Origin of the sequence: Blautia sp. JLR.GB0024, assembly GCF_037000545.1 — a bacterium.
GTDB lineage: Bacteria > Bacillota > Clostridia > Lachnospirales > Lachnospiraceae > Blautia > Blautia celeris.
Genome location: NZ_JBANBF010000012.1, coordinates 105,464 through 128,520, shown reverse-complemented (window position 1 = coordinate 128,520; position 23,057 = coordinate 105,464). Strand labels below are relative to the sequence as shown.

Here is a 23,057-nt window from a genome sequence, read left to right as displayed (position 1 = left end):
TGCATTTAAGAAGACAGGGAATTTTAGCTGCTTTTAGTCTTTAGACCCCATACAGCAATTATTTCAACTCATAACCGGTCAGAAATGCCTTTTTGTTCATCTCCACTGTCTTAGGCGGAACGGTCTTTTCAATCACATTGAGCCATTCTTCCTTTGAATAGTCCATGTGCTGTGCAGCCACACCCAGTACAATGACATTGAACACCTTGGGATTCCCCAGTTCCTTTGCCACCTTCATGGCATCCACAGCGTAGACTTTGTGGGTCTCGCGAAGGGTATCCAGGATTCCTTCCGGATACTCCGCAACGCCTGTCACAACTGTGATCGGGTCAATTCTCTGGTCGTTGACAATGATAACACCGTCTTTTTTCAGGAACTGACGGTAACGCAGTGCCTCCAGCCTTTCAAACGCGATCAGAACATCCGCCTGACCTTCCTCCACGATTGGCTCCTGTACTTTTTCTCCATAGCGGACAAAGGTAACTACACTTCCGCCCCTCTGCGCCATTCCATGTACCTCGGAAAGCTTTACATCATAACCGCCTTCCACGGCAAGTCCTCCTAAAATACGGCTGGTGAGAAGTGTTCCCTGACCGCCGACTCCCACTATCATAATATTTCTCGTTGCCATTACACTTCTACCTCCTCTATTGCATCAGCAGGACAGAGCTGTTTACAGAGTCCGCAGCCGTTGCACATGGTATCATCAATGGAAATCGTTCCATCTTCATTCTTGGTAAGAGCCGGACATCCCGGTCTTAAACAAAGCCCGCATTTTTTACATTTCTCTGAAACCGGTCTGCATTTTGTCTTAAATACATTGGTCTTTAACAATGCGCATGGTGCCTGGGCAATGATCACGGATACAGCATCTCTTGCCACTTCCTCCCTGATCGTCTTTTCCAGTTCCTTAATATCAAAGGCATTCACCACATTGACATGCTCAATACCCATGGCTTTGCAGAGTTTGTAGATATCAATGGCCGGAACCACCTGGCCTTTCAGGGTTTTGCCGGTTGCGGCATGGTCCTGGTGGCCCGTCATACCTGTGGTAGAGTTATCAAGAATAATAACCGTTCCGGTAGCCTGGTTGTAAACCATGTTCATCAGGGAGTTCACACCTGTATGCATGAAAGTGGAATCTCCGATGACAGCCACCCAGTCCTTGACATATTCTTTGCCTCTGGCCTTCTCCATACCGTGCAGGGAACTGATGGATGCTCCCATACAGATCGTGGTGTCCACAACACTCAGCGGAGCAACTGCTCCCAGAGTGTAACATCCGATATCACCGGCTGCATGAATCTTCATTTTCTTCAGAACAGAGTAAACGCTTCTGTGCGGACATCCCGGACAGAGGATCGGCGGACGTGCCGGTACCGGCGCCGGTGCTGCAGCCTCAATCTCCTCACCCAGCACTCTGCGGCGGATCATGTTGGCACTGTATTCACCCTGCAGAGTAAATACATCTTTTCCTGAACATGGGATTCCCCAGGATTTGATCTGCTCCTCAAATACAGGCTCCAGTTCCTCAAATATGTAAAGCTTATCAACTTTAGAGGCAAATTCTTCAATGAGCTTTCTCGGCAGCGGATGTACCATGCCTAATTTCAGTACGCTGGCGTTGGGCATTGCTTCCTTTACATAATTATACGGAATACCGCTGGTAATGAAACCAATGGACGTGTCATTATACTCTGCTTTATTGATTTCCAGGCTGTTGGCATCTTCGGCCAGCTTCTTCATTCTCTCTTCCACAACCGGATGGCGTCTGATGGCATTGCCCGGCATCATGACATACTTCTGGAACTTGCGCTCATAAGGAGTGTCTTCTCTCTCCACTCTGTCCTCCAGCTCCACGATACCCTGAGAATGTGCCAGACGTGTTGTTGTCCTTACAAATACCGGCGTATCATATTTTTCACTTATGTCATAAGCCAGCTTTACAAAATCTTTTGCATCCTGGGAATCTGACGGCTCCAGTACCGGAACCTGCGCTGCCCTTGCAACCGCTCTGGTATCCTGCTCATTCTGGGAACTGTACATTCCGGGATCATCTGCCACAACCAGGACCAGACCGCCGGTCACACCTGTGTATGCCGCTGTATAGAGCGGATCTGCTGCCACATTCAGACCTACATGCTTCATGGATGCCAGGGCACGCACACCGCTGATGGACGCACCGATTGCCACCTCTGTTGCCACTTTTTCATTGGGGGCCCACTCTGCATAAATTTCCTTATATTTTACAATGTTCTCACTGATCTCTGTGCTTGGTGTTCCCGGATATGCTGCAGAAACCTTTACCCCTGCCTCCCAGGCACCTCTTGCAATGGCTTCGTTGCCAAGCATGATTTTCTTTTCGCCCACGTCTCCTACCTTCTTTCTGTAATTATGGTAACGATGCAGTCAATGGAATCGTTACTGATATTGTAAAACTAATTCTTTCTTAAATCAATCACACGTTTCGCTTTTCCCTCAAAACGTTGTATAGAATTCGGTGATACCAGAGAAACCTTTATATCCAGACCCAGAACCACACGGATCTTGGACTTGATCTTCTTCTCCAGCTCCTGGAGCGCTGCATAGGAGTCCATCATATAATCAGAAAGGACTTCCACACGGATTTCCAGGGTGTCGCTGTGGTTCTTTCTGTCCACCACGATCTCATAGTGCGGTCCGCACTCCTCAATCCCCAGGAGCACTTCCTCGATCTGACTCGGGAATACGTTGACCCCGCGGATTTTCAGCATATCATCTGTTCTTCCAAGCAGATTCTCCATCCGCACAGTAGTTCTGCCGCATTTACAGGGCTCGTACATCAGCCTTGTGATATCCTTGGTGCGGTAACGGATCAGCGGCAGCGCTTCCTTGGATATACAGGTGATGACCAGCTCCCCCTTCTCACCCGGGGGGAGAACTTCACCTGTTCTCGGATCAATGATTTCAGGTATAAAATGGTCCTCATTGATATGCATGCCGTTTAACTCCAGGCATTCTCCGGAGACTCCGGGTCCCATCAATTCGCTCATACCGTAATTCTGTGTAATATTCATATGATCGCCCCAGGCTTTGTACATCTCCTGGCGCATGGCTTCTGTCATCAGCTCACTTCCCACCAGCGCTGTCCTCATACTCAGATCACACTGAGGGTGTATGCCCATCTGTTCCGCAACCTCTGCAATGCGCAGCGCATAGGAAGGTGTTGCGATCAGCAGGGTTGTACCGAAATCCTTCATAAACATAAGCTGCTTCTCTGTATTTCCTGTTGAGGAGGGAACAATAGCAGCCCCAAGCCTCTCCAGTCCGTAGTGAAGTCCAAGCGCTCCGGTAAACATACCGTATCCGAAACAAATCTGCGCAATCTCGTCAGGCTGCGCTCCGCCCATACACGCAATACGACAAACGCACTCTGACCAGACATCCAAATCTTTTCTGGTATACCCAACCACAGTGGGCTTTCCTGTTGTTCCGCTTGATGCGTGAATACGAATCAAATCCTTCTTTGGCACTGCGAACAGCCCAAACGGATAATTATCCCTCATGTCCTGCTTTGTTGTAAACGGCAGGTTATGTAAGTCTTCAAGACCTCTGATATCTTCCGGCTTCAGGCCCGCCTCATCCATTTTCTTCCGGTAAGGCTCCACTGTATGATAGACCCGCTCCACCGTCTCTCTGAGGCGTGCAGTCTGAATTTCCTTGATCTCCTCCCGGGATAATGTCTCTTCTTTTGCCCAAATCATAACTTTCTTCCCTTCATTTCCCAGCCCTTATCCGTTTCAGGGAAACATATGTCCTTTCCCGCGGGGACTGTCTGTGCTTCCTATATTAACATATTTATCACGTCAAAGCAATGAAGTACAGGGATTTTCTTGGGATAATTTCGTTATTTTTTGCAGATTTTTCTTGCTCACCCTGTATTTTATGTTAGAATGGAAAAGACGAGAATGTGTTAATCACAATTTTTAGAACAATAGTACAAATGAAACGGAGATAAGTATGAAAAACAAACTGAACGAACTGATTTACACAATTTCCCGCTACACTGAAATTGCCCTGTCAGCAATCATGCTGGTGGTGATCATAGTTCTGATCATACCCATGATCTACAATTTCATAAGCATTCCCCTGCTCAGCATAAAAGCCAGCCAGTTTACTGAATTTCTCGGCAATATCCTGACTCTGATCATCGGGGTGGAATTTGTAAAGATGCTGGCAAAACATACGGCGGAAAACCTGCTGGAGGTGCTCATGTTTGCCATTGCCAGACAGATGATCGTGGAACATCTCAACATGATCGATACTTTGATAGGAATCATATCCATAGCTATCATCTTCTTCATCCGCAAATATCTGCTGCTCAAAACTACTGACAACAAAGCCAAAGTATACGATAAATTGTAAAAGGACAGCCGCACTGCATTTATGCTTTGCGGCTGATCTTGCATCTTTCACTCCACCCGGATAAGCACCTGCCAGTATCCTTTGTGTGTGCTTCCCACACGGCGCAGACCGCCCTTGTCTTTCCATTTCTTCATATAATATTTTACTCGGTCTGTATTCCAGCACAGCTCTGCTGCCAGTTCCCTCTGGGATATATATGGATATTTTCTAACTGCCTGCAGAAGCTGTCTGTCATAAGCTGACATGCGCACCTCGGGTGTTTGGGTAGTATCCGGTATTGATTGGGTTGTATCTTCGGCTGTTTTGGCAGCATTGGGAATTAATTGGGTAGTGTTCCGTATTGGTTGGGTAGTGTTTCCCATCATTTGGGTAGTATTTTCGGCCGTTTGGGTAGTGTTCCCGGCCGTTTGGGTAGTGTTTTCAACCGTCAGCCCTGCCTGCTCCATTTGTTTTCCGGCTCTGTATTCTGCCGGTTCTTCCATAACCAAAAACGAATTCCGTGCGGACTCCCGGTATAGATTTACGCGAAAATCCACACCTTCTTCCGAAAATTCAGGCTCTTCCACACCAAACTCCCTGCACATCTTCAACATTTTAGGTACACCACTGCCCCATTGTTCCATTATTCTCATATAGGTAAAAGCATTGGCAATCGCCCTGTTTCTGGGCTTGGAATATCCCTCCCTCATCTGCGCAAGTGTCAGTCCGCCAAACAACATACCCGGAGATGTGACCTCCAGCCGGTCATCATACAACGCAACCTGTACGCATCCCGGGTTCAGATAACTTCTGTGCGTCACCGCATTGGCAATAATCTCACGAATGCAGAGAATCGGCAGTTCATAGTCATCCACTCTGTACAAACCTTTATATTTCGCCCCATACCGGATATTGCGCAGCACAAAATTGTAGGCTTCGTCTATTTGTTTGTAAATCGGCCCTGTATACTCACGTCTCTCCAGAAACTCACCTCTCGTTGTTCCTCTAAATACGGCACACTGTATTTTAGCCTGCAGAAAATTGTTGTCTGTCAACAGTACAAACGCATTTGTCGGCAGTATTTTTCCCTCTTTCTCTGTCAGTATACCCCAGGACAACAGATTGCTTCTTGTCACGTTCTTCACTGCTGCCCTTTCATTTTCCGTGCTGCACATTTTCAGCGCATACTGCCTCATGGAACTGCACAGTTCCCTGATTTGTCCCTCCTCTGCCAGCCTCGGCGCCGCATATGTCTGATCAAAACACCTGTTCATTCCTTCAAACTCCAGCTCCCTCAGAAAATAACTGTCCGCCGGCCGTGAAGTTCCTGAAATCCGTACATATGTGCCGTTCTCTTTTCCTAATGCAGTGATATAATAGGGACGCTGCCCTCCGGGATAAATCTCTACAACGATCAGTGTCTTGTCTTCTACGGTCTGCAGGGTAATATCGGGAATGATCATGGGCGTACAGCTGTCACAGATTGCATTGGTGAGACTGTCCATGGTCTCAAATACCGTTTCCTGCGGCACTCCTATAATCCTGTGCGTCCCATCCTCCACACCGAAAACCAGCCTGCCCCCTGCTGTGTTCGCAAAAGCAACAACTGTTTTCATATATCGCTCACTTCTGGCCGGCACTTCCTGCTTAAATTCCAGATTTTTTGATTCACCGGTGTATATTTCATCAATTGTCATATATTCCACCCTTCCACTTATATTATAAACCGTATCGTAACTGTTCAGTACCCTCACAGTTACAAGCAAAAATCCATGCAAAATCGCCTTTGGTGATGAAGTTTTTGCCCGGCTGCTAAACGTTTTCTTACGGTCAGCGCAGTAAATGCGCAGACCTACTGAATAATTACACCGTATCAGCAGTTATCCAGTCAAAAATGTGCATTTACTGCTTTTATCCGGCAGCCACCCTGCGATAAACATAGTTTATCACACTTTGCAAATTTCCTCAATGTATACCGAACATATATTCTGTTTTCGTGATATACAACAAATTCTGCCGGTTCAAAACCCGCCAAATTTGTCTCTATTTTCCATATACGCAAAACAGCCGGCACGGATTATATATTAATCCGAACCGGCTGCCCTTCAGACATCCTGCTGTCCTTATACAGCAACAAACGGTATCACATATGCCACGATCGCTATGACAACAGCACATGCCACAACGGTTCTCCAAATCTTAAATTCCTTGTCCATCTTCTGTCTCTCCTGTGGTGTCGGAATATCAACTTCCATAATGATACGGTCCATCTCTTTTGTCTCATCACTCTGATAGCGTTTCCGACAGACAGCATATATGATCAGTCCGAGAATGCACCAGATCACACCTGTCACCAGTGCTTCCCGGTCAAGCTGGGTCATCATGATAAGATAAATGATAACACTGAGCGGTGCCCCGATCATAATTCCCGGCGCCTTAAAGGGGCGTTTTAAATCGGGATGCTTTCTGCGAAGCCCAAAGGATGCCGCAATGCCGATCACATAATAAAACAAATCTGCAAACAGACTCACGGATGCTATGTAAATCATAGAGTTGGACGCGATCAGAAAAGCAGAAAGCAGGCCAAGCACAATGATTGAGATATAAGGTGTCTTGTATTTCGGGTGTACTTTTGCAAATATTTTCGGCATGGCGCCGTCACGTGCCATGGTGAAAAGATATCTGGGCGGTACGGCGATACTGGCATTCAAAGTTGAAAAATCTCCGCCGAACGCAATTCCGGCTGCCAGAAGGATCAGCGGAAAACCAAGGATACCTGCTGTTTTCATAGCTTCGGCAAAAGGCGCGCTTGCTGTGGACAGCGTGGCGATCTGTTCTGTCGGAACGATACCAACCAAGAACCACTGAAACGCTGCATTTACCGCAAAAACAATAAACGGCGCAAGAAACAGTGCACGGGGAATATTGATCTGCGGATATTTGATCTCCTCCCCCATAGCGCAGCAGGTCTCAAATCCCGCAAAGCACCACCAAATCATACTGACAGATGCGATAAAACCAAGCGGAGTGGACTGGGCAATAAAATCAGGGAGTTTAACGAAATTAGGCATATTTACGTTCGGCAGCATGGTCAAAAACCAGATGATCGCTACGCCCCAGAAAAAGAACATGAATCCATTCTGAAGCTTTCCGGTCATTTCCACACCCCGGACGTTGGTGATAATGAACGCAATTACCACCACTGTGGCAACCACACGGTCGCTCACAGGCAGCTCAATGCCCAGTGCAGAGAAAAATGTTTTGAAATAAAAACTAAACGCCAGTGCCTCCCCGCTGGTAACCGCTACCAGGGAAATTATAAAATTCCACCCGGCAAGCATACCCATGGGTTTTCCTATACCCAGGGATGCATACTGATATGTGCCGCCGGCGTAGGGGAGCGCAGCTCCCATCTCCGCATACAGCAGCGCCGGATAAATACTGATAAGCATAGCAACAAATGTAGCCAGGATAACGGCCGGACCAAGGCCGCCCACCACATTGGCCCCTGTAGTGAACAGACCGACACCTACCACGGTGCCAACGGTGATGGTTACAGCTTCCTTCATTCCGAAGGTTCTTTTCAATGTATTTGTATTCTGATTACTCACTGTGAAGTCTCCCTCTCTCTGTTATGTCTTATTCCTGCTTTTATTTTTGGCTTGTGAAGCGGATATCAGCCGCCTGCCTGTGCCCTTTCAAGCCCTCGCCGTCAGCCAGTCTGGAGACAAGAGGCGCAATATTTCTCATGGCTTCCGGGGTCATACTCTGCTGGGTACATGTTTTCAGGAAGGTTCCCACCCACACACCGCCGGTATAACGGGCTGCTTTCAGTGTTGGCAGCGTGTGATTGGTACCGGAAGCATAATCCCCAAACACCTCCGCTGTATTCTCTCCTATAAAAAGAGAACCATAGTTGCAGAGTCCCGGAATCAACACATCAGGATTCTGCACATTCAGCTCCAAATGCTCCGGAGCGTATTCATTTACAAGGTTTACAGCCTCATCAAGATCAGATACCACAACTACCTCACCGTATGTCTCCCAGGATTTTCTGGCGATATCAGCAGTTTCAAGCTGTTCCAGTTCTCTTTCCACTGCCTCCATCACGGCTTTTCCGAATGCTTCATCTGTGGTGACCACCATGCCCTTTGCATTGACATCGTGTTCAGACTGTGCCAGCAGATCAGCAGCCACGATCTCAGGCGTTCCGCTGCCGTCCGCGATCACCAAAACTTCACTGGGACCTGCTACAAAGTCAATTCCCACCTGACCATAACACTGTCTCTTGGCCTCTGTCACGAAACGGTTGCCCGGCCCAACGATCATATCCACCGGGGCAATCTCTTCCGTTCCATAGGAAAAAGCTGCGATTGCCTGGGCCCCGCCCACTGCATAGATCTCATCCACACCTGCAATATCCATGGCAGCCAGGGTCTTCGGATTAATCTTTCCGGTTCCCTTCATGACCGGCGAACATGCAGTCACACGCTCCACGCCGGCAGTCTTGGCCGGAATGATCAGCATAAGCGCTGTGGAATAAAGGGGATAATTTCCTCCCGGCACATAACAACAGCAGGATTTTACGGGAATGATCCTGTGTCCCAGAAAGATTCCCGGCATAGGGCTGAAGTTTTCAAGAGGCTTCACCGTCTCCCTCTGGGCTTTGGCAAATGCCTGTATATTGGATGCCGCTGCTTTTAAGTCAGCTACCTCCTGGGGAGAAAGCTGCATATAAGCTTCCCGGACCTCCTCTTTTGATACGCGCATGGAAACCCGCTCACACTGGTCAAACTTTCTGCTGTACTCCTTAAGCGCCTCATCCCCGTTTCCCCGTACATTGTCAATAATCTCCTGTACCATACGGGACAGCTCTTTTCTGTCCTCCTCGGTCCTCTCCTGAGCTTTTTTTAATATTTTCATCATCCATACCTCACTTTTTATATGAATTCTACCCGTTTTTCTTTATCGTGCTACCATAATAAATCATAGAGTCTGCTTTAGGTCAATATACTATTTTTACGAAAACTGATATAAACCTTGAGTATACTCCAGATTTATGCTAGAGTGTAGGCATAAAAATGGATTCTCAGGAGGAACCGGACTGTGCGCATAGGAAAAGTATCGGAAAAATACCATATTTCAGTGGACAACATCTATTATTACATTAATTATGGGCTTTTGGTCCCTCCCAAACCCAAAGGCCAGTACGTATTCGACGAACAGACTGTCAGGGACCTGGAATGGATCCTGGGTTTAAAAGAACTGGATTTCTCGCTGCGGGAGATTCATGTTATCCTGTCCCTGAAACGAATCTCAGGACTGGCTGACCCCCAGGACATGGAAGAATTAAAAGAAATTTTCAAGGGAAAACGTGACTTCTGTATGAAAGAAATTGAGCGGAAACAGCAGGTAGTGGAACGTCTGGATTCGCATATCAAAACCATGGAAGCATCCGAAAGTACTCCACGGGCCAGCACCGGGTTCCCCCTTACTGCCCTGCCGCTTCTGTGCTGCCCCCTCTGCGGCGGGTCCCTCTCTCTCTCTGAGGTGAAAATGGATCAGCGTTTTATTTACAAAGGCAGCTTATCATGCTCCTGCGGCTACAGCGCCCATATCTCCTCCGGTATCCTTATGACACCAAACAAAAACGAAAACCTGCAGGATACACCGGATATTACCCGCGAGCTATACAAAGATCTGCCGCCTGCGCTGATCAGCACCTTCCAGCGCTCCTATAACTGGATGTTGAAACAGATTGAAGAAACAGACCTGCATGAAAAGGTGATTGCGGAGACTTATATCAATGCCTGGTTTTTTATGCACAATCATCTGGAATATCTGCCCACTGACAGCCTGTACATTGTCATTGACAAATATCCGGAAACCCTTCTCATGTACAAGCATCTGATAGAACGTCAGAAACCAGAGCTGGATATCCTGTATCTTGCGGATTCCAGCACCCGTTTTCCTCTGAAAAAAAACTGCATAGACGTACATCTCGACTTCTTTGCAGCCAACGAACATAACTTTTATCATGATACTTTTTTATTTGAAAGGATTGCCCCTTATCTTACCGCTCACGCAGACTTGATAGGTACTTATTTCTACTTTGAAAATGCCCCCAAATCCATGCGCCTTCTGCTGAGCCAGTATCCGGAATGTTTCTGTATGAATTTCCGTCTGGACTATTTTCTATCCTCACTGAAGAAAGCAGGCTTTCGCCTGAAAGGTTCTGAGGACTGCGGTGCGGTCACGGATTCGGGGAACAATCTTGGATTTGGATTTCATGTAAAAGGTGAAAAAATGCATCTCATGCCATATCATGCCAGTTCTGCACCTAATGGCCAGGATATCAGCAGCGGTTCAGACAATACTGTATGAACTCATGTGCCAGACTGCACATTTCCTCTGTCCAGTATTCAGCGCCGCCATGGTCTGCTCCTTCCAGCAGATATAAACGGACATCTTTACCACATGCTTTCATTTTTTCATAGAGCTGCACGCTCTGGTATGTATGAATCGTTCTGTCCTTTGTGCCGTGAACGATCATGGTTGGAGCCATATCCAGCTCCGGTGTGATCCAGCATTCCACGGAACCTTTTCTGCATAGTTCCGGGTGCTCTTTCAGATTTACTTTTCCCATCAGCAATCCTTCCGGGCTGTCCTCCATATGATGATTGACTGTAGATGGAAAACCTTCCTCGTACATCATGCTGACAGAGCCATAATAATTAAGTATGCCTTTTACCTCCGCTGAGACTCCCGGAAACAGGCTGGCATCCAGTTCCCCGCCTTCCCTTGCGATTCCGCAGAACATGGATGTATGTCCCCCGGATGAATCACCGCCGACCACAATTCCATCCGGGTCTGCATGGTACTCGGAAGCGTGAACCCTCATATAACGGATTGCGTTTCTTGCATCCTGAATCTGTGCCGGGAAAGGTGCAAGGCCGGAATGCCGGTATTGGACAACCGCTATCACATACCCCTTCTTGGCCAGTCCGGACAACATGGCACACTGCATCCAGACATCCTGCTCCATCCATGCAGATCCTTGGATAAATACCATGCACGGGTAAATTTTATCCGGCTCATTTCTGGTAAAAGGCAGCAGAATCTGCAGATGCAGGGGTACATCGTCAACTCTGGCATATTCCACATCGTGCAGGTAACGAACCCCCACTTCATCTCCTGTTGTCTTCAATCGCACTGCTCCGGGTACTTCCTCTGAATACCCTGGATACTCCTCATAGGTCCATGCTTTAATTTCCATTTTGACACCTCCGCTTATATAGTTTTGCATTATTTAAAACCTTTTTCCGCTGCAGTTCTGATTCCCACAGAACTTTCTTCAGGTGGGAATCTTCCTGCCAAAAAAGGCCTTAAGTTCTTTTCTCTCCGCGCAGGATTCCGATCAATTCTGATTTCTCGTCCAGACTCCCAGCTTTTGGCGGAGTTTTGACTGGAAAACTTTACTATATATCTATCATACATGGGTGGTATCAAGAATGCAAAGGTCTTTTTGAAAACTCATAGGAAGATATGGTTTCCGAACCTTTTATGATTGTAGAAGTGCCTTGATATATTAGAATAAGATATTGATTGGCCTTCTATTACAGATAAGTCTTAACCGAAATATATACCCTGTAGGTAATTTGGGTGATTTTTGACATGATACGCCTCTGTTTTACAGATAAACCTTAACTGAAATATATACCCTTTAGGTAATTCTGGTGATTTCAGCCTGAAAATGACCTTGATTTACAGATAAATCCTAACTAAAATATAAACTCTGTAGGTAATTCTGGTGATTTCTGACTTGGTACGCCTCTGTTTTACAGATAAACCTTAACTGAAATATATATTTTATAGGTAATCCCGGTGATTTCAGCCTGAAAATGTCCTTGATTTACAGATAAATTCTAACTAAAATATAAACTCTGTAGGTAATTCTGGTGATTTCTGACTTGGTACGCCTCTGTTTTACAGATAAACCTTAACTGAAATATATATTTTATAGGCAATCCCGGTGATTTCAGCCTGAAAATGACCATCATTTACAGATAAATCCTAACTAAAATATAAACTCTGTAGGTAATTCTGGTGACTTCTGACATGATACGCTTCTGAATTTACAGATAAATCTTAACTGAAATATATATTTTATAGGCAATCCCGGTGACTTCTGGCATGGTACGCCTTTGTTTTACAGATAAATCTTAACTGAAATATATATTCTATAGGCAATCCCGGTGACTTCTGGCATGATACGCCTTTGTTTTACAGATAAATCTTAACTGAAATATATATTCTATAGGTAATCCCGATGATTTCTGGCATGATACGCCTCTGTTTTACAGATAAATCTTAACTGAAATATATATTCTATAGGTAATCCCGGTGATTTCTGGCATGATACGCCTCTCTTTTACAGATAAGTCTTAACTGAAATATATATTCTATAGGTAATCCTGGTGATTTCTGGCATCATACGCCTCTCTTTTACAGATAAACACTGACCCCTCATTATACCCTCCTCCCCCACTTCCAGCACTATCTTCCCCTCCAAAAACCACCATAATTTTTCCCCAACACCCCAAAAAAGGGAAATATACCCCCAATAAACCTCAGAAGTATATTTCCCTTATCACCCATGTTACACTATTTAAAGAACTTCTCAGCCGCCTGGATCAGATAACAGGTATCCTTAACCCCGGCAGTCTCGTAAGGAGAATGCATGGCAAGCTGCGGAAGGCCGATATCCACGGCGTTAAGCGCCACTTTTGTATTGGAGATATTTCCAAGTGTGGAGCCTCCCAGAATGTCGGAACGGTTTGTAAATGTCTGGAAAGGCACACCTGCCTCCCTGCACAGATCCTTGAATATGGCAGCGGATACGCCGTCTGTACAGTATTTCTGGTTTGCGCTGTGTTTGATAACAATACCCTCGTTCATATAAGGACGGTTCACCGGGTCTGCCACCTCCTTGTGATTCGGATGTACTGCATGGGCATTGTCAGCGGAGAGCATGAAGCTCTTTGCAAGTCCTCTTAAATACTCCTCATAAGACAGCCCCAGGCACTCATTCACACGCACCAGTGTATCATACAGGAATGTGGATGCAGCGCCCTGTTTTGTTCCGCTTCCCACTTCCTCATTGTCAAGCACACAGTGTACTGCCACGTACTCCTTTTTCTCCCCCTTTAAAAATCCCCGAAGAGAGGAAAATGCGCACTGCAGATCATCCAGACGTGAGGAGGATACAAACTCCTCATTTGCGCCCCAGATACTGCCCTTAACACGGTTGTACAGGAAAATGTCATGTCCTAAAATGTCCTCTTCCTTCACTCCTGCAGCCTTTGCGATGGTCTTCATAAAGGTAGCTTTTGAAGAGATATCACCGTACAGCGGAAGCATATCCACCTGGGCATTATATTTATATCCGTCATTGACTTCCCTGTTCATATGGATTGCCAGATTGGGGATCATCAGCAGGTCCCTGTCCACATCCACAAGCTTTGTGACAAAGCTATCCCCTTCTTTCACGATCACCCTTCCCGCTACGGAGAGCGGACGGTCAAACCAGGGGGCGCAGAGCATACCGCCGTAACGCTCCACATTCAGCTTCACATACTTATTATCCACTTCCATCTCCGGATTTTCCTTGATCTTAAAAGTAGGGGAATCGCTGTGGCTGGCCATGATGCGGTATCCGGTAAATCCGGTTTCCGGTATGGTGAATGCCACGATGGAGGAGTCATTTCTGGTGACAAAATATCTGCCGCCCTTTTTGATCTCCCATTTCTCTTCCTCTTTCAGCTCTGCGAATCCGTCTGCCGAAAGAATCTCCTTCATATTTTTAATAGCATGAAAACAGCTTGGGCTTTTTTCAATAAATGCAAGAAGCTGTTCTGCAGTCTCTCTGTACATTAATTTTTCCTCCTGTAGTTCTGCCCGCCAATGTGGGCTTTTTCTTCTATTGTACCTGTCCGGCGCTGTTCTGCCAACAGGAATTTTCATACAACAAACGCCCGGCCGCTTTTGGCAGCCAGACGCTTCTTTTACTTATGCCTGATTCTTTGCTTTGGAACGTTTTGCGATCTGAGGCATAATGAATCCCAGTCCGATCAGTACGAAAGGAGTCACAATATTCAGTACGAACTGGAAGGTATCCTCAGAGTAAATACCCAGAACACACGCAAACGCGGTAAACAGGAAACACCACGCTCCCAGAACAACGCCAAGCGTTTTGTTCTTCACAAAACGGTACTGTGCCGGGAATCTCTCCCCTGCTTTTTTCAGCGCAATATATGCCACGAATACCCACAGGTAACGCAGAGGCATACACACGGAATTCACCTTTACCAGCCAGCGTACCAGTGTATCCACGCTGCCGATGCCGATTGCCGGAACAATGATCAGAATAGAAACAATGATCATGACCAGCTTATGGCCGTTGGTGTATGTGCCGTGTTCGTTCTGTTTGAACATGGATGCAGGGATGAAGTTGTCATCCGCATTGTCAAGCAGCATACGAAGAGGCGCGTCGATGGAAATGATCATAACTGTAAACTGACCGATCAGGTTACAGATTGCATAGACCACCACGAAGAAATTACCCAGTCCGTAATACTCTCCCAATGTCTGGAATGCATAGTAAGCACCGTTTGTCATAAGGTCTTCCGGAATGTTGTTGGAGTCAAACATCATGCCCATGGCAATGGTTCCCAGCATAGCGCAGACAGCAACCATAATAGCCAGGGCGATCATGCCCTTTGAGAAATCCTTTGCGGGATTTTTCGTCTTATTTACATATGGAGAAATTTTCTCACATCCGCCCACGGCAAATACCAGAATGGACAGGTTTAATAAGAATTTCGCATCAAAGGACGGCATAAAGGTCTTCACAGACCAATCTATATCCAGTACATTTGCATGGGTGATAGCCGGAGCTGCAAGCATCATGACCACAAACAGCAGGGACATAATGAACATGGTGGAGCCTGCCAGTGTGGAAAGCTTTTTCAGCACATTGATTCCTTTGGATGCCACCCAAACGGCAAACAGGAACAATACCAGACAGAGTACCTGCAGTACCCTGGTGTTCATGGAGCTGATCCTGTTGTCCCTAAAGATTGCCCAGCTCGCTGCAATAAAAGATGCACTGGGCTTCTGGGAAATATAAGGCATATGGACGATCCAGTAAGTCCATCCCGCCATATAAGCCATCCTTGGGCTTATGGTTTCCAGAATCCAGGAACTGACACCGCCGCCTGCGTCCTTGAAGGCACTGCCCAGTTCACCTACCATCAGAGCATATGGCACAAAGTAAATGGCAAATATGATCACCCAGGATATGATTGCCTTTAATCCGCCGTACTCTGAGAATCCGTTGATCACATTTCCGAATCCCCACACCGTGGAGAATGCCATAAATGCAAGGCTGTACCACAAGATTTTCTTTTCACTTTCGTGTTGTTTCATTGTTTTCCTCTCCTTGATTTTTTCTCCCGGTTTTTATCAGTCTCACCGGGAATCGCCAGCCAGTTCAAGGTAACAAAGCAGCCGTCAAAATTTCGTCAAAATTCATCTTTTTTGCAATTTTCGCATTCAATTCCTGCAATTCCCATGGCTACTTTTTCCGGCGTGATGGGCATCTCCGAAACCCTTACACCTGCGGCATTATAAACGGCTGCCGCTATTGCCGGGCATGGAGTGTCAATCACAATCTCACCGATGGATTTGGCACCAAAGGGATGGCTTCCTTCAAAGCTGCTCTCAAAATCCACGCGGATCTTACCTACGTCTAAGCGGGTGGGAATCTTGTACTGCATCAGGGAATTGTTCAGCATCTGTCCCCGTTCACTGTACTGGATATCCTCAAAGAGGGCCATGCCGATCCCCTGGGCGATACCGCCCTCTGTCTGCACCCTGGCAAGGTTCGGATTGATCGGGGTGCCGCAGTCCACCACTGCCACGTAGTCGATCATTTCCACAGACCCGGTCTCTCTGTCCACTTCCACTTCCGCCATGCCCACCATGAATGGCGGCGGGGATATGGGTGAGGATGCATTTTCTGTCACCTGAAGGGAATCGTTGTTGCCGAAGGTACCGCGGATGCCGATCTCCTCCAGGCTGACCGCCCCGCTTCCGTCCTTCCTGCTGACTCTGCTTCCGTCAAAATCCGTCTCCTCCCTGGGAACCTCCAGCATCCCGGCACCCAGATCCCAAATCCGTTCTTTCAGACTTTCACAGGCCTTCACCACAGCCTTGCCTGCAATATAAGTGGTGGCGGAGGCGTAGGAACCGGAATCATACGGTGAGATATCCGTATCCACCCCAAACACCACAATGTTGTCATAATCCGTCATCAGCGTATCTGCTGCCATCTGGGAGAGCACCGTGTCACAGCCGGTACCCATATCCGTGGCCCCGAGGCTTAAGGTGTAAGAACCGTCCTCGTTAAGCTTCACGCTGGCGCCTCCCACATCCACGCCTGCGATGGAGGAGCCCTGCATGGCCATGGCAACACCCACGCCGCGCACTTTTCCGTTCTCCATCACTCTGCGGGGGAACTTCTCGTCCCAGTGAAACATCTCCTTTGCCCTTGCCATACAGCGGTCCAGAGCACAGCTTGTGACCTCTGTGCCGCCGTCGTATCCGATAAACCTGCCGCCCTCTTTTGTCATATTTTTCTCGCGCAGCACAACCGGATCCATATGCAGCTTTTCCGCCAGCTCATTCACAGCGGATTCCACTGCGAAGATTCCCTGGGTAGCTCCGTATCCCCTGTAAGCGCCTGCTGACATCTGGTTGGTATACACAACGTCGTATACAAAGCGGTATGCCTCTGTATTCCGGTAAAGAGCAATGGATTTGTGGCCGGAAAGTCCCACTGTGGTAGGACCGTGCTCACCGAAAGCCCCTGTGTTTGACAGGGTATAGACGTCAATGGCCCGGATGGTCCCCTCCCTGTCCGCACCGATGCGGACCTTTAACTCCATCTCGTGACGGGGGGAAGAACATATCTGGGATTCATAGCGGGAAAAGATCATTTTCGCCGGCTTTCCTGTCTTCACCGTCACGATCGCTGGGTAGACCTCAGATACCAGCGTCTGCTTTGCGCCGAAGCCTCCGCCGATACGCGGCTTGATCACACGGACTTTCGATGCCCCGATTCCCAGTGCCCGCCCCAGGATTCTCCTCACATGGAAAGGCACCTGTGTGGAGGATACAATATTCAGCCTTCCGAAATGGTCCATATAGGTATAGCTTCTGAATGTCTCCATCATTGCCTGCTGATTGGCCTTTGTATGGTATGTGCGTTCCACCACACAGTCACAGTCTGCCAGGATCTTCTCCACATCCCCGTCCCCTTCCTCGGCATGGGCACAGAGATTCCGCTTATTGTCTGCTCCCACAGGAAAACGTGACTCCCAGTTGTCCTCCGGGTGGATACAGACCGCATTGTCCTTTGCCTTATGGAAATCCAGAACCGGCTCCAGCACCTTGTATTTCACCTTAATGATCTTCAGTGCCCGGTCCACGGCCTTTTCCGTCTCCCCTGCGACAATGGCAGCGGCATCTCCCACAAAACGCATTCTTCTGTCAAGGATCAGCCTGTCATAGGGGCTGAATTCCGGATAAGTCTGTCCCGCCATGGTAAATCTGTCCTGGGGCACATCCTCGTAAGTGAGGATACACGCGATTCCCGGAACCTTCATGGCATTCTCTGTCCTGATCTCCTCGATCCACGCATGGGCATGGGGGCTGCGCAGAACCTTTACCACCAGACAATCCTTCGGCGCCAGGTCATCCGTGTACACAGGCTGGCCTGTCACAAGGGCCATGGCGTCCTTTTTCCTCACCGGTTTGTTTACATAACTCATCTGTCGCTGCCCCCTTCCCTCTGCTCCTTCTTATATTTTAAAAATGCCAGAATACTTCTCGTCTGCCCCATGAATCCGGAACAGCGGCAGAGATTTCCGGCAAGATATTCGCCGATCTCCTCCTCCGTTGGCTCCTTCATCTCCTCCAGCATGGAAAAGACATTCATGATAAATCCCGGATTACAGAAACCGCACTGCTCTGCTCCCTGGTCTGCTAAAAAGGAACCGAACTCCTCCGCTTCCCTCTGCATTCCCTCCAGGGTCACGATTTCATGTCCGTCCGCGCGGACCGCCAGCATACTGCAGGAGAGCACCGGCTTTTTGTCCATCAAAACAGTACAGAGGCCGCAGTTGGCAGTCTCACATCCCCGTTTCACGCTGTAGCAGCCCTTCTCCCGAAGAAGGTCTAAAAGCAGCAGATCCGGCGCTGCATCCACCTGCATTTTCTTTCCGTTTAAAATAAATTTAATTTCCATTTTCCATACCTCCTGCTGCCAGCAGCGCCCTTTTGGTCAGAACACGGACCAGATGGGTTCTGTACTCTTTGGAAGCCCGCATATTGCTTCCCGTGACAACGCACTCTGCAGCCTTTTTGGCCAGCAGCTCCGCCTGTCTGTTCCACTCCCCGGCACTCATATCTTTTTTATTGACAGGGGTATCCATCTTCTCTTTCAGAAGAGCCGCTCTGCCGGGCCTTGCTCCGATGGAAAGCCGCATACCTTCCTCGTCAAGACATACCGCACAGGCCAGTACAGGGAAATCCGTCTTAGCATTTCTCTGGCTTACATATGCGGATCTCTGGTGATGTTTCTTAACAATTATATTTACCAGGATATCTCTGTCCGCTTTTTTTTCTGCAAACTCTTCCATGGATATCCTGCCGCCTTTATAAAGCTCCACATAGGAATCCAGCGCCAGAAACATGGTGAGCACATCAGAAAATCCAAATCTGCCATAAATGCTGCCTCCTGCAGTCGCACAGTTTCTGAACTGTACTCCCACAATATGCCGCAGGCTCTCCCGCACAGCTCCGTCCGTGCAGGCATTTAATCCCGCGTGTGTCTCCAGAGTCCGCAGGGAGGTCATACAGCCGATCACGAATTCGTCCTCTGTCTCTTTGACCGTATCCAGTCCGAGACCGGACAGATCAATGGCCGTTCCCACGCTTCGGTTCATCATCTTCATCCAGACCATTCCCCCAAGCACGCGGGATGACTTTTTCTGGTTCAGCTCATAGGCTTCCTCCAGACTGTTCACCTTCACATACTCTTTAATCTTCAGCATAATCCATTCCTCTCCGTTTTTGACATCCCGCGCCTTTTGCGGGCAGACATCACTCAAAAAAACACTGCTGATGCAGTGCTCCCAAAAGTCATTTTCTCTCTATGAGGGAATTATAACATAGGCTGTTTGTGAGGTGCAAGCTGTTTTGCCGTACCCCCGTAAATTCCAAAGGAAAATACCTGAAATACTAATGACAAATTTCTGCTTTTTATTTATAATGAGATGAGTAATGCAAAAATTTACAGACAGCCTGAAATAACAGACAGAAAAGGCAGATGATACCAATGAAAAAGAACTCTGACATACGAAATATCCTGGTGCTGACATTTCTGTTCCTCCTCAGCATCATACCTCTGGGCTTCCTGACAGATGCCTCCCAGGATACTTTTGCCTATGCACCGCTGCCGAATACGGATTACGCTTCCCCGGATCTTGATCTGGAATACGAAGCCCTGGAGAACATGGCCGATTATATACTTGTGGAATCCGATATTGCTGAATATTCCCCTGAAAGAGAAATTCCCGAGGGCAGCACAGCCGAAAGCCTGCTGGATTCCATTCTGGAAGAATACGGACTGAATGAAGAAAACTTTTCCTTCTTCTACCGCAATACCTTCACGCAGGAAATATATATATACAATCCTGACACCCTTTTTACGGCAGCCAGTACCGTGAAGGTGCCTGTCAACATGCTCTACTACGATGCCGTCAACAGCGGGGAGCGCACCCAGGAGGACGGGCTTCCCTACAATGCCTCAGCCACAGATACGGAGGGAGACGGCTCCACCCCCTATGATTACCGGCCCGGCAGCCTGGTTCCCCTCTCCTATCTCATGGAGGAGAGCATAGTGTACAGTGACAACACCGCCAATAATATTATGATCCAAAACCTGGGCGGTGTTTCCGCCTACCGGCATATGATGCTGAAATATTCGGACAACACCTACCCGGATGCGTTTTTTGCCAGCAACAAGCTTTGTGCTGATTTTTCTTTTGATGTGATAAATTATCTCTATGAACATTCCTCCGCGTACACTCCGCTTCTGGAATACATGAAAGAAGCTGCGCCGGGCACCTTTTTACAAAAATACATAGACCTGGACCTCTTCCCGGTGGCCCATAAATACGGAGATTACGACGGGTGTCTCCACGACTATGGGATTGTCTACACACCCGCACCATTTTTGATCGGTGTGTTTACTGACCACGTATCCAATGCGGAAGATCTGATCGGAGTGATCGGCGAGACCTACTTAAACTATACCCTGAGCGTTGCCGAACCAACTTATGTAAGAATATCTGTGGTACCGGCATCATAATTATTCTGTAGGCCTGCGCATTTACCTGTCATCATAATACAAGGGCTGCGCGCCCCTGAGACGAAAGGAAACAAAAAACATGAAACAGACAACTGACCTGGGCAGGGACAAGGTATGGCTGCTGGTCCTCAAACTGGCTGTCCCCTCCATGATCGCCCAGTTCGTCACCGTACTTTACAGCATCATTGACAGAATGTTCATCGGAAACATACCCAAGATCGGAGATCTGGCACTTGCGGGAGTGGGAATCTGCGGCCCTATTGTCACCCTTCTCACCTCCTTCGGAACCCTGATCGGACTGGGCGGCTCTATCCTCATGTCCATGCGTCTGGGTGCCGGGCGGAAGAAACAGGCCCAGTCCATATTGGCCCACAGCTTTGCCATGCTGGTGGTCTTCTCCGCTGTACTGACCCTGCTCTTTCTCCTGACGAAAAAATATCTTCTGCTCTGGTTCGGGGCAAGTGCCGCCACCTTTGTATACGCGGACACCTATCTCACCATCTACACAGCAGGAACGTTCTTCGCCCTCATGGCGATCGGGCTTAATTATTTTATCACCTGTCAGGGGTTTCCCGGTGTGGGAATGACCACTGTGCTGATCGGCGCTGTCACCAACATAATCCTGGACCCTGTCTTTATCTTCGGTCTGCATATGGATGTGGCGGGTGCAGCCATTGCCACGGTCATCGCACAGTTTGCATCCTGCGCCTTTGCTTTCTGTTTCCTGATCGGCAAAAAGGTTCCCATCAAAATAACCAGGCTGCGGAAACCTGCCTGGTCCCCCATGATCGTCAAAAGGATCCTGGTACTGGGTGTCTCCCCCTTCCTGATTCTGGCAACCGACAGTGTGATCATCATTGTCCTGAATGCCATGCTGCAGAAGTACGGCGGCCCCGGCGAAGGTGATGTGCTCATCACCTGTGCCACCATTGTGCAGAGCTACATGATGCTCATAACCGGCCCCATGCTGGGTATTTCCAGCGGAACACAGGCCATACTCAGCTACAATTACGGCGCAAAAGCTGTGGACAGGGTGAAAAAGGCAGAAAAATATATCCTGCTTCTCTGCCTCTGTTTTACAACCGTAATGTTTATACTGTCCAGGATTGTGCCTGTATACTTTATCCGGATCTTTACCGACGAGCCGTCTCTGGTATCCCTTTCCACCTGGGGAATCCATGTGTTTACGCTGCTGATCATTCCGCTCAGCTTCCAGTATGTGTTTGTGGACGGTTTTACTGCGCTGGGACTTTCCAGAACTGCCCTGTTTCTCTCCATGTTCCGGAAAGGGGATTACATGCTTTTTACTATTTTCCTTCCCATCTTTTTCGGGGCCAGAAGCGCGTTCTACGCGCAGCCTATTGCAGACGGAATCGCCTCGGTTATGGCGACTGCTGCCTTTTTCCTCTTTTTCCGCAGACATCTGGAGAAGCGTCTGCAGCAGTGATACTTTAGAAAAACTTTCGTTGACATTTTGCTGAAATACTTTAAAATATTAGGAAACGGGAAAGGGGATGTAATTGATGAGAGACAAACTGAAATATCTTCTCCTGTTGCTGCTGTCTGTTCTGTGTCTGTCCGTACTGGGCGCCTGCGGCAAGGACGACAGCGCTGCGGAGGAGGAAGCTGCCCTGGATTCTGTATCTGCTTCCATGGACGGAACCGTGACAGCTTTTACCGGAAAGGAAATCAGTATAAATACTTCAGATAATGAAACACTGACTTTTGATATGACAAAAGCGGAACTGGACTGCAAAAACGGAATTATCCCGGGCAATGAAGTGACGCTTATTTATGTAGGTCCCCTGGACGGAACAGATACCAGTAAAGTCCGGCTTAGAAAGATCATCACCACAGACGATAATTCAGGCCTGCTTCCCGCAGACGGGACAAAAGTGATCTCACCCAGCGGCGGCGCAGAAGGTTTTAATTCCGGAAAAGCCGGATACGATGAACCGGATTCCGGTGCCAAAGTGGAGGAGAAGACAGAGACCGTCACCGTAAAAAGCCCTGTAAATGTAAGAGCCGACGCGGCAAGCCAGGCAGAGGTCCTGGGCGTGCTCCAGGGAGGTGTCACAGTGACACGGACCGGAATCTGTGACAACGGATGGCATCGGATCGTCTATGAAGGGGAAACGGGATATGTGTGGGGAGATTATCTCTCTGACTGAAAAACCCA

At 48.0% G+C, this 23,057-nt stretch carries 17 protein-coding genes; 5 read left to right on the top strand and 12 right to left on the bottom strand.

Going from position 1 to position 23,057, the window contains the following annotated elements:
- Window positions 1-58 precede the first annotated feature (58 nt).
- The 3 genes from V8Q34_RS21415 to V8Q34_RS21405 form a co-directional block, all read right to left on the bottom strand.
- A complete protein-coding gene (locus tag V8Q34_RS21415) occupies window positions 59-631 on the bottom strand; it encodes an indolepyruvate oxidoreductase subunit beta (protein WP_033141403.1) in 573 nt (190 codons plus the stop codon).
- Window positions 631-2,370, bottom strand: coding sequence for an indolepyruvate ferredoxin oxidoreductase subunit alpha (iorA, locus tag V8Q34_RS21410; protein ID WP_227210978.1), 1,740 nt, complete (start codon window positions 2,368-2,370; stop codon window positions 631-633). The genes V8Q34_RS21415 and iorA overlap by 1 nt, the downstream gene beginning before the upstream one ends.
- 68 nt (window positions 2,371-2,438) lie before the next feature.
- Window positions 2,439-3,743, bottom strand: coding sequence for a phenylacetate--CoA ligase family protein (locus tag V8Q34_RS21405; protein ID WP_033141405.1), 1,305 nt, complete (start codon window positions 3,741-3,743; stop codon window positions 2,439-2,441).
- 256 nt (window positions 3,744-3,999) lie between these two features.
- Between V8Q34_RS21405 and V8Q34_RS21400 the strand changes: the two genes are divergently transcribed.
- A complete protein-coding gene (locus tag V8Q34_RS21400) occupies window positions 4,000-4,404 on the top strand; it encodes a phosphate-starvation-inducible PsiE family protein (RefSeq protein ID WP_033141406.1) in 405 nt (134 codons plus the stop codon).
- A 47-nt stretch (window positions 4,405-4,451) separates the two neighbouring features.
- Here the strand turns inward: V8Q34_RS21400 and V8Q34_RS21395 are convergent, their stop codons facing one another.
- The 3 genes from V8Q34_RS21395 to hisD all read right to left on the bottom strand — a co-directional run bounded on the left by V8Q34_RS21395 (window position 4,452) and on the right by hisD (window position 9,309).
- Window positions 4,452-6,080, bottom strand: coding sequence for an ATP-binding protein (locus V8Q34_RS21395; RefSeq protein ID WP_335836282.1), 1,629 nt, complete (start codon window positions 6,078-6,080; stop codon window positions 4,452-4,454).
- Between the two features lie 426 nt (window positions 6,081-6,506).
- Window positions 6,507-7,994 (bottom strand): APC family permease, encoded by a 1,488-nt coding sequence (locus V8Q34_RS21390; RefSeq protein WP_335836281.1) that lies wholly within the window; start codon window positions 7,992-7,994, stop codon window positions 6,507-6,509.
- Between the two features lie 40 nt (window positions 7,995-8,034).
- Complete coding sequence (gene hisD / locus V8Q34_RS21385; protein WP_335836280.1) at window positions 8,035-9,309, bottom strand: histidinol dehydrogenase; 1,275 nt, start codon at window positions 9,307-9,309, stop codon at window positions 8,035-8,037.
- A 180-nt stretch (window positions 9,310-9,489) separates the two neighbouring features.
- On the opposite strand from hisD, the gene V8Q34_RS21380 reads away from it, so the two are divergent.
- A complete protein-coding gene (locus V8Q34_RS21380) occupies window positions 9,490-10,767 on the top strand; it encodes a MerR family transcriptional regulator (protein WP_244806483.1) in 1,278 nt (425 codons plus the stop codon).
- Here V8Q34_RS21380 and V8Q34_RS21375 read toward each other — a convergent pair.
- The 6 genes from V8Q34_RS21375 to V8Q34_RS21350 all read right to left on the bottom strand — a co-directional run bounded on the left by V8Q34_RS21375 (window position 10,739) and on the right by V8Q34_RS21350 (window position 19,559).
- On the bottom strand, window positions 10,739-11,659 hold the full coding sequence (locus V8Q34_RS21375) for an alpha/beta hydrolase (protein WP_298076696.1): 921 nt from the start codon (window positions 11,657-11,659) through the stop codon (window positions 10,739-10,741). The two genes, V8Q34_RS21380 and V8Q34_RS21375, sit on opposite strands and share 29 nt — an antisense overlap.
- Window positions 11,660-13,047: 1,388 nt before the next feature.
- Complete coding sequence (locus tag V8Q34_RS21370) at window positions 13,048-14,316, bottom strand: M18 family aminopeptidase (protein ID WP_335836279.1); 1,269 nt, start codon at window positions 14,314-14,316, stop codon at window positions 13,048-13,050.
- Between the two features lie 135 nt (window positions 14,317-14,451).
- Window positions 14,452-15,870 (bottom strand): APC family permease, encoded by a 1,419-nt coding sequence (locus V8Q34_RS21365; RefSeq protein ID WP_033141414.1) that lies wholly within the window; start codon window positions 15,868-15,870, stop codon window positions 14,452-14,454.
- A 95-nt stretch (window positions 15,871-15,965) separates the two neighbouring features.
- Entirely contained in the window at window positions 15,966-18,275 is a 2,310-nt protein-coding gene (locus tag V8Q34_RS21360; RefSeq protein ID WP_103731107.1) for a xanthine dehydrogenase family protein molybdopterin-binding subunit, read from the bottom strand.
- Entirely contained in the window at window positions 18,272-18,751 is a 480-nt protein-coding gene (locus V8Q34_RS21355; protein WP_335836278.1) for a (2Fe-2S)-binding protein, read from the bottom strand. Before V8Q34_RS21355 ends, V8Q34_RS21360 begins: the two co-directional genes overlap by 4 nt.
- The gene (locus V8Q34_RS21350) at window positions 18,741-19,559 is read right to left on the bottom strand and encodes an FAD binding domain-containing protein (protein ID WP_103731117.1); all 819 of its coding nucleotides are present in this window, start codon (window positions 19,557-19,559) and stop codon (window positions 18,741-18,743) included. Before V8Q34_RS21350 ends, V8Q34_RS21355 begins: the two co-directional genes overlap by 11 nt.
- A gap of 284 nt (window positions 19,560-19,843) precedes the next feature.
- On the opposite strand from V8Q34_RS21350, the gene V8Q34_RS21345 reads away from it, so the two are divergent.
- The 3 genes from V8Q34_RS21345 (at window position 19,844) to V8Q34_RS21335 (ending at window position 23,049) form a co-directional block, all read left to right on the top strand.
- Window positions 19,844-20,878 (top strand): serine hydrolase, encoded by a 1,035-nt coding sequence (locus V8Q34_RS21345; RefSeq protein WP_335836277.1) that lies wholly within the window; start codon window positions 19,844-19,846, stop codon window positions 20,876-20,878.
- A gap of 79 nt (window positions 20,879-20,957) precedes the next feature.
- Entirely contained in the window at window positions 20,958-22,325 is a 1,368-nt protein-coding gene (locus V8Q34_RS21340) for an MATE family efflux transporter (protein ID WP_118593795.1), read from the top strand.
- Between the two features lie 76 nt (window positions 22,326-22,401).
- Window positions 22,402-23,049 carry an SH3 domain-containing protein gene (locus V8Q34_RS21335; protein ID WP_335836276.1) on the top strand — a complete coding sequence of 216 codons (648 nt, stop codon included), beginning with the start codon at window positions 22,402-22,404 and terminating at the stop codon, window positions 23,047-23,049.
- Window positions 23,050-23,057: the final 8 nt, after the last annotated feature.